Annotated in this window: 12 protein-coding genes; 6 read left to right on the forward strand and 6 right to left on the reverse strand. The window is 60.5% G+C overall.

The window, feature by feature from the left end:
- The first annotated feature begins 139 nt into the window (after positions 1 to 139).
- The 5 genes from AB4O45_RS18195 to AB4O45_RS18215 all read left to right on the forward strand — a co-directional run bounded on the left by AB4O45_RS18195 (position 140) and on the right by AB4O45_RS18215 (position 4,117).
- Entirely contained in the window at positions 140 to 799 is a 660-nt protein-coding gene (locus tag AB4O45_RS18195) for a FadR/GntR family transcriptional regulator (protein ID WP_016771578.1), read from the forward strand.
- Positions 789 to 2,093 (forward strand): CynX/NimT family MFS transporter, encoded by a 1,305-nt coding sequence (locus AB4O45_RS18200; protein ID WP_460160403.1) that lies wholly within the window; start codon positions 789 to 791, stop codon positions 2,091 to 2,093. The genes AB4O45_RS18195 and AB4O45_RS18200 overlap by 11 nt, the downstream gene beginning before the upstream one ends.
- Before the next feature lie 190 nt (positions 2,094 to 2,283).
- Positions 2,284 to 2,754 carry a nuclear transport factor 2 family protein gene (locus tag AB4O45_RS18205; protein ID WP_460160404.1) on the forward strand — a complete coding sequence of 157 codons (471 nt, stop codon included), beginning with the start codon at positions 2,284 to 2,286 and terminating at the stop codon, positions 2,752 to 2,754.
- A gap of 40 nt (positions 2,755 to 2,794) precedes the next feature.
- A complete protein-coding gene (locus AB4O45_RS18210; protein WP_095180433.1) occupies positions 2,795 to 3,097 on the forward strand; it encodes a GIY-YIG nuclease family protein in 303 nt (100 codons plus the stop codon).
- An 84-nt stretch (positions 3,098 to 3,181) separates the two neighbouring features.
- Positions 3,182 to 4,117, forward strand: a complete 936-nt coding sequence (locus tag AB4O45_RS18215) for a glutathione S-transferase family protein (RefSeq protein WP_150636211.1) — start codon at positions 3,182 to 3,184, stop codon at positions 4,115 to 4,117.
- 116 nt (positions 4,118 to 4,233) lie between these two features.
- Here the strand turns inward: AB4O45_RS18215 and AB4O45_RS18220 are convergent, their stop codons facing one another.
- On the reverse strand, positions 4,234 to 4,584 hold the full coding sequence (locus AB4O45_RS18220) for a glutaredoxin family protein (protein WP_056783081.1): 351 nt from the start codon (positions 4,582 to 4,584) through the stop codon (positions 4,234 to 4,236).
- On the reverse strand, positions 4,584 to 5,588 hold the full coding sequence (gene yejK / locus AB4O45_RS18225; RefSeq protein WP_305382269.1) for a nucleoid-associated protein YejK: 1,005 nt from the start codon (positions 5,586 to 5,588) through the stop codon (positions 4,584 to 4,586). Before yejK ends, AB4O45_RS18220 begins: the two co-directional genes overlap by 1 nt.
- 395 nt (positions 5,589 to 5,983) lie before the next feature.
- On the opposite strand from yejK, the gene AB4O45_RS18230 reads away from it, so the two are divergent.
- Complete coding sequence (locus tag AB4O45_RS18230; protein WP_003221909.1) at positions 5,984 to 6,265, forward strand: HU family DNA-binding protein; 282 nt, start codon at positions 5,984 to 5,986, stop codon at positions 6,263 to 6,265.
- Positions 6,266 to 6,459: 194 nt separating this feature from the next.
- On the opposite strand, the gene rlmF is transcribed toward AB4O45_RS18230, so the two are convergent.
- The 4 genes from rlmF to AB4O45_RS18250 form a co-directional block, all read right to left on the reverse strand.
- Positions 6,460 to 7,479 (reverse strand): 23S rRNA (adenine(1618)-N(6))-methyltransferase RlmF, encoded by a 1,020-nt coding sequence (gene rlmF / locus AB4O45_RS18235; protein ID WP_016771571.1) that lies wholly within the window; start codon positions 7,477 to 7,479, stop codon positions 6,460 to 6,462.
- A 233-nt stretch (positions 7,480 to 7,712) separates the two neighbouring features.
- Complete coding sequence (locus tag AB4O45_RS18240) at positions 7,713 to 10,559, reverse strand: valine--tRNA ligase (RefSeq protein ID WP_256811867.1); 2,847 nt, start codon at positions 10,557 to 10,559, stop codon at positions 7,713 to 7,715.
- Positions 10,560 to 10,753: 194 nt separating this feature from the next.
- A complete protein-coding gene (locus AB4O45_RS18245) occupies positions 10,754 to 11,140 on the reverse strand; it encodes a hypothetical protein (protein ID WP_056783087.1) in 387 nt (128 codons plus the stop codon).
- An 8-nt stretch (positions 11,141 to 11,148) separates the two neighbouring features.
- Positions 11,149 to 11,577: a DNA polymerase III subunit chi gene (locus AB4O45_RS18250; protein WP_056783088.1), complete on the reverse strand. Its 429-nt coding sequence runs from the start codon at positions 11,575 to 11,577 to the stop codon at positions 11,149 to 11,151.
- Positions 11,578 to 11,619: the final 42 nt, after the last annotated feature.

The following is an 11,619-nucleotide window of genomic DNA, read 5'->3' on the forward strand; positions in this document are numbered from 1 at the left end:
TACCCTTAAAGGGTAATTTTGACCAATCGAAAATGCCGCTCCATGTGTCTCCGATTGACCCTAGGTGGTTGCCGTCCTACATGGGTCTGACTAACATGTCGGAAAATTCATCCTATGATTGGATGAAAAGGTGAGGCTCATGTCCGACATTTCCCCTTTGATCAAGCGATCTCTGGTCGATCAGGCTTTGGATCAACTGCGGCAGCGCATCAACAGCGGTGCGTGGCAGGTCGGCGAGCGTCTGCCGACCGAACCTGAGCTGTGCGCCGAGCTGGGCATCAGCCGCAACACGGTGCGTGAGGCGATGCGTGTTCTGGCGTTCTCGGGATTGATCGAAATTCGCCAAGGCGACGGCAGTTATCTTCGTGCGCTGGTCGACCCGCTCGACACACTTAAAGCGCTATCCCGCTGTTCGCTGGAGCAGGCTCGGGAGACCCGACACATCCTTGAAGTCGAGGCCATCGGCCTGGCCGCGTTGCGCCGTACCGATGAGGATCTGGCGGCCCTGCGCGAAGCGCTCGGCACCAGCGGCAGCCACTACCACGGCGATCTCGACACCTACATCGCCTGCGATCTGGTGTTCCATCGCCGACTGGTCGACGCCGCGCACAACCCGACCCTCAGCGAGCTGTATCGATATTTCTCCAGCATCGTCGGCGCGCAATTGCGCCAGACCTTGAATATCTCCCCGCGCCGTCAGGAAGTGTTTGATCTGCACATCGACTTGCTCGATGCGGTCGAGCAACGCGACCCGGAGCGGGCCAAAGCCTTGTCTAGGCAGTTGATCAATGAACCTTGAAACCGAGAAATCCATGTCCCGCAATGAGTTATCCACAGCGTCGAAACGCTCGCCCGAACTGAAGGAATTGCTGATCGATGCTGAGGCTGATGACGAGCAGGTCCAGCAAAGCCACCCATTGGTAAAACGCCCGTGGCTGTTGCTGCTTGGGTTGATTCTGGTGGCGCTGAACCTGCGCCCGGCGTTGTCGAGCATGGCGCCCTTGCTCAGCGAGGTCTCCAGCAGTCTCGGACTGTCTGCGGCGCAGGCGGGATTGCTGACCACGTTGCCGGTGCTGTGCCTGGGCCTGTTTGCGCCGCTGGCGCCGATTCTGGCGCGGCGTTTCGGTGCCGAGCGCGTGGTGCTGGGAATTCTGCTGACGCTGGCCGGCGGGATTATCCTGCGCAGTAATTTCGGCGAGATCGGCCTGTTCGCCGGCAGCGTGCTTGGGGGCGCCAGCATCGGCATTATCGGCGTGCTGTTACCGGGCATTGTCAAACGCGATTTCGCCAAACATGCCGGGACCATGACCGGCGTCTACACCATGGCCCTGTGCCTGGGTGCGGCGATGGCGGCTGGTTCGACCGTGCCGCTGAGTGAACACTTCGGCAACAGCTGGGCGATGGGCTTGGGCTTCTGGGTGATTCCGGCATTGGTGGCCGCGGTATTCTGGCTGCCACAAGTCGGCTCCAAACATGGCGCACACAACGTCGCCTATCGCGTGCGCGGGTTGCTGCGTGATCCGCTGGCCTGGCAGGTGACCTTGTACATGGGCCTGCAATCGTCGCTGGCCTACATCGTATTTGGCTGGTTGCCGTCAATCCTCATCGGGCGCGGGCTGACACCGACTCAGGCCGGATTGGTGCTGTCCGGTTCGGTGATCATTCAACTGGCCAGTTCGCTGGCCGCGCCGTGGCTGGCGACCCGGGGCAAGGATCAGCGCCTGGCGATTGTCGTGGTCATGGCGCTGACCCTGGCCGGCCTGTTCGGCTGCCTGTACGCACCGATCGAAGGTCTGTGGGGCTGGGCGATTCTGCTCGGACTGGGGCAGGGCGGCACGTTCAGCCTGGCCCTGACCCTGATCGTGCTGCGCTCGCGCGATTCCCATGTCGCGGCGAACCTGTCGAGCATGTCGCAGGGCTTTGGCTACACCCTGGCGTCCATGGGGCCGTTCGCCGTGGGCGTGGTGCATGACTGGACCGGTGGCTGGAATGCCCTGGGCTGGATTTTCGGCATTATCGGCGCCGGTGCGATCCTGGCCGGGCTGGGTGCCGGGCGGGCGCTGTATGTGCAGGTGCAAAGCGAAAAGATCTGAATGCACTGGGTGCAAATGTGGGAGCGAGCCTGCTCGCGAAAGCGGTGTTTCGGTCAACATGGATGTTGAATGTTGAATTGCCTTCGCGAGCAGGCTCGCTCCCACAAGGGTTTTGCGTATTGCCGATAGTGTTTCTGCGCGCGGCAGATTATGGTGCTGGCAATCTGTACCTATTTCTTTGGAGATTGCCTTGAGCGAAGCCCATAGCGCCCTGATCACCTGCTTCTACCAAGCCTTTCAGCGCCTTGACGCAGAAGCCATGGCCGCCTGCTACACCGATGATGTGGTCTTCAGCGATCCGGCCTTCGGCGAGTTGCGCGGGCGCGATGCCGGCGACATGTGGCGCATGCTGACTACCCGCGCCAGGGATTTTTCCCTGACTTTTGACAATGTCCGCGCCGACGAGCGCACCGGCGGCGCGCATTGGGTGGCGACCTACCTGTTCAGTCAGACCGGCAACGTCGTGGTCAACGACATCCAGGCGCGCTTCGTCTTCCGGGACGGCAAGATCTGTGAGCACCACGACCACTTCGATCTGTGGCGCTGGTCGCGGCAGGCGTTGGGTTTCAAAGGCCTGCTGCTGGGCTGGACGCCGCTGGTGCGCAACGCCGTACGTGCCCAGGCGCGCAAGGGACTGAAGGCATTTCAGGCCGGGCGCTGATAAGATCGCCGCCTGTTTTCCTACACGTTCAGATCCCGAAGTGACCAGCCTTAGCGAAAAATCCGTCGATGCTGCCGAACCAGTGAGTAAATCCTGGTTCGTCTACCTCGTGCGTGCCGCCAATGGCTCGTTGTATTGCGGAATCAGCGACGACCCCGTACGCCGTTTCGCCAAGCACCAGAGCGGCAAGGGAGCGCGGTTCTTTCTTTCCAGCCCGGCGATGGCGCTGGTCTACACCGAACTGTGCCGCGACAAAAGCGATGCTTTGCGCCAGGAACGGCTGATCAAAAAGCTCAAGAAGAGCGCCAAGGAATGCCTGGTCGCGTCTTATCAATCTGACTGATTGGTTCCCATCAGGCAGATCGGTAGGCCTGTCAGGCAATGCGCGCTAAGCTGCGGATTCACTTTTCCAGCGGCGGAGCCGAGCATGTCCGAGTTGATTCTGCACCATTACCCGACCTCTCCATTTGCCGAGAAGGCGCGCCTGCTGCTGGGCTTCAAAGGCCTGTCCTGGCGTTCGGTGCATATTTCCCCGGTGATGCCCAAGCCTGATCTGACGGCATTGACCGGTGGCTACCGCAAGACTCCAGTGTTGCAGATCGGTGCCGACATCTATTGCGACACCGCACTGATCGCTCGACGCCTGGAACAGGAAAAAGCCCTGCCGGCGTTTTTCCCCGAAGGCCAGGAAATGACCAGCGCCAGTTTTGCGGCGTGGGCCGACTCGGTGGTGTTTCAGCACGCGGTGAGCCTGGTGTTCCAGCCAGAATCGGTAGCCGTGCGTTTCGGCAAATTGCCGCCGGAAGCGATCAAGGCCTTCCTGGCCGACCGCGCCGGCTTGTTCAGCGGTGGCAGCGCCACACGCCTGTCCGCCGAGCAGGCCAAGCATCAGTGGCCGACGATCATGGCGCGTCTGGAGCAGCAGTTGCAGCGCGAACAGGGCGACTTCCTCTTCGGCGAGCCATCGATTGCCGACTTCGCCCTGGCGCATCCGATGTGGTTCCTCAAGGCGACCCACGTCACGGCGCCGCTGGTGGATGAATATCCGGCGGTTGCGGCGTGGCTGGGTCGGGTGCTGGGGTTCGGCCATGGCGCAGCGAGCGAGATGTCCTCTGCCGAGGCATTGGAGGTCGCGCGTAACGCGACGCCAGCGGCATTGCCGGATGAGCGGTTCGTTGATCCGAACGGCTTCAAGACGGGACAGCAAGTGGCAATTGCCGCTGTCGATTACGGCGTTGATCCGGTGGCAGGCGAGTTGTTGTTTGCTGGCAGTGAAGAGCTGATCATTCGCCGTGAAGACGAACGTGGCGGCGTGGTGCATGTGCACTTTCCGCGTTTTGGTTTCCGTATCGAAGCGCGCTGATTTATCAAGCAGCTGCAAAACCTGTGGGAGCGAGCCTGCTCGCGAAGACGATGGATCATTCAACATGGTTGTTGGCTGATGCAGCGCTTTCGCGAGCAGGCTCGCTCCCACATTGGTTATTTCAGGGCTGCGAGGATTTCGTCCGGATCGAACCCGCGAATCAACGTGCCGTTCACATCGATCAGCGGAATCCCGCGTCCACCCAGTGCCTCATACGCCTTGCGCGCATCGGCATCCTTCTCGATGTCGAACTCCTTGAACGGTATGCCCTTGCTGTCGAGAAAGCGTTTGGTCTGTTTGCAGTAGCCGCACCAGTCGGTGGCATAGAGCACGACATTGGCTTGCGCCCGGGTCTGCGGCGAGACCATTTGCGCGGGATTGAATACCCGCTCGATCTTGCCCCAGTTCTGATAGACCACGACCACCAGCAATACCAGGGCGACCTTTTTCAGCACATTGCCGAGCATCAGTTACGCCGCTTCAACTGATCGGTCAGCGAAGTCGGCAGGCCTTTGATGATCAGGGTGCCGTTCTCTTCGTCGTACTCGATCTTCGAGCCCAGCAGGTGCGCTTCGAAGCTGATCGACAAACCTTCGGCGCGGCCGGTGAAACGACGGAATTGATTGAGGGTGCGCTTGTCTGCCGGAATCTCTGGCGACAGGCCATAGTCCTTGTTGCGGATGTGATCGTAGAAGGCTTTCGGGCGTTCTTCGTCGATCAGCTCCGACAGCTCCTCAAGACCCATCGGTTCGCCGAGCTTGGCCTGGCTGCTGGCATAGTCAACCAGGGTCTTGGTTTTCTCGCGGGCCGAGTCTTCCGGCAGGTCTTCGCTCTCGACAAAGTCACTGAAGGCCTTGAGCAGCGTGCGCGTCTCGCCGGGGCCGTCGACGCCTTCCTGGCAACCGATGAAGTCGCGGAAATACTCCGAGACCTTCTTGCCATTCTTGCCCTTGATGAACGAGATGTACTGCTTGGACTGCTTGTTGTTCTGCCACTCGGAAACGTTGATCCGCGCGGCCAGATGCAACTGGCCAAGGTCGAGATGGCGCGAGGGCGTCACGTCGAGCTCGTCGGTCACCGCAACGCCTTCGCTGTGGTGCAGCAGGGCGATCGCCAGGTAGTCAGTCATGCCTTGCTGATAGTGGGCGAACAGCACGTGGCCACCCACCGACAGGTTGGATTCTTCCATCAGTTTCTGCAGATGCTCGACCGCCACTTTACTGAACGCGGTGAAGTCACTGCCGCCTTCCATATACTCCTTCAGCCAACCGCTGAAGGGGAATGCGCCGGATTCCGGATGGAACAGGCCCCAGGCTTTGCCCTGTTTGGCGTTGTAGCTTTCGTTGAGGTCGGCGAGCATGTTTTCGATGGCTGCGGACTCGGCCAGTTCAGAGTCACGGGCGTGCAGAACTGCGGGCGTGCCGTCGGGTTTTTTGTCGATCAGGTGGACGATGCAATGACGGATCGGCATGGGCTTCTCGGCTGTTGGAAGGGAGGAGGGCAGGCTCCCCCGAAAAAGCGCTCAGTGTACCGCAACCACTGGTTTTGGCGCGGGTTGCAGGGCAAAACCGGGGCGCGCGCCCGGCCTTAAGCGGTTTTTTACCGATTTAGCGCAATAAAGCTGACCAAATGGGTAGCTAGAGGCGGATATTTCCTTGTCGCTGTGCTAGTTTTGCCCGGTCTTACGCGAAGTCACTGCGTTAAGCGTGCATTCAGCATTTGTCAGGTCGAACCAAACCCTGATTTCGGCATCTATAACCCGACTCGTCGTGGTTATCGCCGAGGGTGCCAGATCCAGAAGATCGGGCTCGATGGCTGACACTGCACTCTGCAATCCATATGAATTTGATAGGGAAGGAACACTACATGGCTCTTACTAAAGACCAACTGATCGCCGACATCGCTGAAGCTATCGACGCGCCGAAAACCACCGCGCGTAACGCTCTGGACCAACTGGGCCAAATCGTTGCCGATCAGCTGGAAAACGGCGGCGAAATCACCTTGCCAGGTATCGGCAAGCTGAAAGTGACCGAGCGTCCTGCCCGCACCGGCCGTAACCCTTCGACTGGCGCTGCCATCGAAATCCCTGCAAAGAAAGTGATCAAGCTGGTTGTGGCCAAAGGCCTGACCGACGCTGTGAACAAGTAAGACGCAGCGATAAAAAAACCGTGCTTCGGAGTGATCCGGGGCACGGTTTTTTTGTGTCTGTGATTTAGCGACTGAATCGCAGGGCCAATGTGGGAGCGAGCCTGCTCGCGAAAGCGGTAGGTCAGTCGATATTGAAGCTGACTGACACGCCGCCTTCGCGAGCAGGCTCGCTCCCACAGGGGATCTGCTGTGTGTTAGCGAACCCAGCGCTCACGCCGCCAGATCTGCTGCTCGGACTTGGTCTGGAAGGTCCAGGCGACAAAGCGGCTCTGCTTCTGGCCCTGCGACATCTCCACGACCTGGCTCTCCAGCACGCCGGCCTTCTTCAGTGCCGTCTCGATGGCCGGCAGGTTCGAGGCCTTCGACACCAGCGTGCTGAACCACAACACCTTGTGCTGGAAGTTCGCACTTTCGGCAATCAACTGCGTCACAAAGCGCGCTTCACCGCCTTCACACCACAGCTCCGCCGATTGCCCGCCGAAGTTCAACACCGGTAGCTTGCGTTTCGGGTCGGCCTTGCCCAAGGCGCGCCATTTGCGCTCGCTGCCCTTGGTCGCTTCTTCCATCGAAGCGTGGAACGGCGGGTTGCACATGGTCAGGTCGAAACGCTCGCCCGGCTCCAGCAAGCCAATGAGGATGTGCTTGCGGTTTTCCTGCTGGCGCAGCTGGATCACTTTGCTCAGATCATTGGACTGCACGATGGCTCGCGCCGCCGCCACGGCTGTCGGGTCGATCTCCGAGCCGAGGAAGTGCCAACGGTATTCGCTGTTGCCGATCAACGGATAAACGCAGTTGGCACCCATGCCGATATCCAGCACATTGACGATCGCGCCGCGCGGCACCTTGCCGTCGTTCATGCTCGCCAGCAGGTCAGCGAGAAAGTGCACATAGTCGGCACGCCCCGGAACCGGAGGGCAGAGGTAATCCGCCGGGATATCCCAATGCTGAATGCCGTAGAACGCCTTGAGCAGCGCCCGATTGAACACACGCACCGCGTCGGGGCTGGCGAAGTCGATGCTTTCCTTGCCGTACGGGTTGGTGATCACGTACTTGGCCAGTTCCGGCGTGGTCTTGATCAGCGCCGGAAAGTCGTAACGACCCTGATGGCGATTGCGCGGATGCAGGCTGGCCTTCTCGCGCGGCTCGACGGCTTTGCTCGGGGACGCGGCGTCAGGCTTCTTGCGCGCAGGTTTGGGTGTGCGGGGGGCAGTCATGGGCGTGGTCGATTCGGGTATGGCTGAAAGTGGCGGGCATTGTCCCACATCTGAAGGCAACACCGTTCAAACTGTGGGAGCGAGCCTGCTCGCGAAGGCGGTTTCACATCCGGCAGATTTGTCGGCTGACACAGCGCTTTCGCGAGCAGGCTCGCTCCCACAGGGGACTCAAGGTTTTTCAGGAATAAAAAAGGGAGGCCACTTGGGCCTCCCTTTTTCAGTGCGGTTTGCCGTTACAGGCTGGCAATCCGCGCATGCTGCTCGGCCAGCTTGCCCAGGGCTTGTTCGGCCTCGGCCAGTTTGGCGCGTTCCTTCTCGATGACTTCGGCCGGGGCCTTGTCGACGAAACCTGCGTTGGACAGCTTGCCGCCAACCCGCTGGACTTCGCCCTGCAAACGCAGGATTTCCTTGTCCAGACGCGCCAGTTCGGCGCCCTTGTCGATCAGACCGGCCATCGGCACCAGCACTTCCATTTCGCCGACCAGTGCGGTGGCGGACAGCGGTGCTTCTTCGCCAGCGGCGAGTACGGTGATCGATTCCAGGCGCGCCAGCTTCTTCAGCAGCGCTTCGTTCTCGGTCAGGCGGCGCTGGTCTTCAGCGCTGACGTTCTTCAGGTAGATCGGCAGTGGCTTGCCCGGGCCGATGTTCATCTCGCCACGAATGTTGCGCGTGCCGAGCATCAGTTCCTTGAGCCATTCGATATCGTTTTCCGCCGCCGGATCGATGCGCTCTTCGTTGGCCACCGGCCAAGGCTGCAGCATGATCGTCTTGCCCTGGATGCCGGCCAGCGGCGCGATGCGCTGCCAGATTTCTTCAGTGATGAACGGCATGAACGGATGCGCCAGACGCAGCGCCACTTCCAGCACGCGTACCAGCGTCCGGCGAGTGCCGCGCTGACGTTCGACCGGTGCGTTCTCGTCCCACAGCACAGGCTTGGACAGTTCCAGATACCAGTCGCAGTACTGGTTCCAGATGAACTCGTACAGCGCTTGCGCGGCGAGGTCGAAACGGAACTGATCCAGTTGGCGGGTCACTTCGGCTTCGGTGCGTTGCAGCTGCGAGATGATCCAGCGATCAGCCAGCGACAGCTCGCAGGCTTCGCCGTTCTGGCCGCAGTCTTCGCCCTTGTCCAGAACGTAACGCGCGGCGTTCCAGATCTTGTTGCAGAAGTTGCGATAGCCTTCGACGCGACCCATGTCGAACTTGATGTCGCGACCGGTCGAGGCCAGCGAGCAGAACGTGAAGCGCAGGGCGTCGGTGCCGTAGCTTTCGATGCCGTTGGCGAACTCTTCGCGGGTGGCTTTCTCGATCTTCTTCGCCAGTTTCGGTTGCATCAGGCCCGAGGTGCGCTTCTGCACCAGGGTTTCCAGATCGATGCCGTCGATGATGTCTAGCGGGTCAAGGACGTTGCCCTTGGACTTGGACATCTTCTGGCCTTGGCCGTCGCGCACCAGACCGTGTACGTACACAGTCTTGAACGGAACCTGCGGCGTGCCGTCTTCGTTCTTCATCAGGTGCATGGTCATCATGATCATCCGGGCAACCCAGAAGAAGATGATGTCGAAACCGGTGACCAGCACGTCGGTGGAGTGGAATTTCTTCAGGAACTCGGTCTGCTCAGGCCAGCCCAGGGTCGAGAAGGTCCACAGGCCGGAACTGAACCAGGTGTCGAGTACGTCGTTGTCCTGTTGCAGCGCAACGTCCGGGCCGAGGTTGTGCTTGGCACGCACTTCGGCTTCGTCGCGACCGACGTAGACCTTGCCCGACTCGTCGTACCAGGCCGGAATCCGGTGGCCCCACCACAGCTGACGGCTGATGCACCAGTCCTGGATGTCGCGCATCCACGAGAAGTACATGTTTTCGTACTGTTTGGGCACGAACTGGATGCGACCGTCTTCAACGGCAGCAATCGCCGGCTCGGCCAGCGGCTTGGTCGATACGTACCACTGGTCGGTCAGCCACGGCTCGATGACCGTGCCGGAACGATCGCCTTTTGGCGTTTTCAGGTTGTGATCGTTGACACTCACCAGCAGGCCGGCGGCGTCGAACGCGGCAACGATTTGCTTGCGCGCTTCGAAACGTTCCAGGCCAGCGAACTCGGCCGGAATCTTGCCGTCGATGCTCTCGTTCAGCGTGCCGTCGAGGTTGAACACCTGAGCGGCAGGCAGCACGTTGGCGTTCTTGTCGAAGATGTTCAGCAGCGGCAGGTTGTGGCGCTTGCCGACTTCGTAGTCGTTGAAATCGTGGGCCGGGGTGATTTTCACGCAGCCGGTGCCGAATTCAGGGTCGCAATAATCGTCGGCGATGATCGGGATGCGGCGGCCAACCAGTGGCAGCTCGACGAATTTGCCGATCAGCGCTTTGTAGCGTTCGTCGTTCGGGTTAACCGCGACGGCGGAGTCACCGAGCATGGTTTCCGGACGGGTGGTGGCGACGATCAGGAAGTCATCGCCCTCGGCGGTTTTTACACCATCGGCCAATGGGTATTTCAGGTTCCACAGGAAGCCTTTCTCTTCGTGGTTTTCCACTTCGAGGTCGGAAATCGCCGTGTGCAGTTTGGTGTCCCAGTTGACCAGACGCTTGCCGCGGTAGATCAGGCCGTCTTCATGCAGACGCACGAAGGCTTCCTTGACCGCTTCCGAGAGGCCGTCGTCCATGGTAAAGCGCTCGCGGCTCCAGTCGACGGACGAGCCGAGGCGGCGGATCTGCCGGCTGATGTTGCCGCCGGACTGATCTTTCCATTCCCAGACTTTCTCGAGGAATTTTTCCCGGCCCAGATCGTGACGATTCTGGCCCTGGGCTTCGAGTTGGCGCTCCACCAGCATCTGCGTGGCGATACCGGCGTGGTCGGTGCCCGGCTGCCACAGGGTGTCGCGACCCTGCATGCGGCGGAAACGGATCAACGCGTCCATGATCGCGTTGTTGAAACCGTGACCCATGTGCAGGCTGCCGGTGACGTTCGGCGGCGGGATCATGATCGTGTAGGACTCGCCCGCGCCTTGCGGGGCGAAGTAGTTCTCGGACTCCCAGGTCTTGTACCAGGAAGTTTCAATGGCGTGCGGCTGGTAGGTCTTATCCATGCGCGGCGGGACCCTATTGGCATTTATTCAGGAAAAGCCGGGAAGTATAGCGGGGCGTGGTGCCGAGGGCGAGCGGGGGAGGTCGGGCGGAGATCTAAATGTAGGAGCTGCCGAAGGCTGCGATCTTTTGATCTTGTTTTTTGTGAAAGCAAAGTCAAAAGATCGCAGCCTTCGGTAGCTCCTACACCAGCGGCTTATTCGTACTGGCTGAGCAGCCGCTCCATCCGCGCATCCAGGCGGCGTTTGATTTCGGTTTCGATGTGCGGGGCGAAGTCGTCGATCACGTCTTGCATGATCAATTGCGCGGCGGCGCGCAGTTCGCTGTCCAGGTGCAGGAGAGCGTCGGGACCTTTATCGACCGGTGCGGCAGCCGGGGCAGCCGGCGGCGCTGGTGGCGGCTCGACGGCCGCCGGCTGATTGCCGACGGAATCGAACAGCATCGGAATCTGTTCCTGTTCGCCGTCATCGACCGTATCGGTCAACAGCGGCGGTTGCAGGTTGTCATCGCCGAGCAACTGGCGGATCGATTCGAGATCGTCCAGCAGGTGTGCGGATTTCTGTTGCGGTTTCGGAGTGTCCATTGGAATGCTCAGAGTCGCTGTAAACGGTGGTCTTGCAGAGAATAGCCCTGTTCGCGGTAGAAACGGAAACTCTCCCGCGCCGCCGCTCGGATGGTCGGATCTTCGACCACCACTTCCGCCACGCGGGCAAATTTGCTGGCGAAGGCCGGGACTTTCAGGTCGAGATTGACCAGCAGATCCTGGTGCTCACCGCAGTCTGCCCCGTGTCCCAGCACGATCAAACCGTCGGGCTCACTGTCGGCCGGGCCGTGGGGCACGAAGCTTTCGCCCTTGAAAGCCCACAGCCGCGCATCGAGATCGTCACGCTGGGCCGCATCGCTGCAATGCAGGTAGATGCGATGGCCCATGCGCCAGGCTTTCTCGGTGAGCTTGCAGGCGAAATCCAGGCGCGCCGAAGGATCGGCGCTGGGCAGGATATAGAAGTCGACTTTGGTCATTGCGGTTCCAGAGCGGCAAGCGGCGTCACCCGAAAGTGACGC

It is taken from the genome of Pseudomonas sp. S2_B10 (assembly GCF_054668425.1).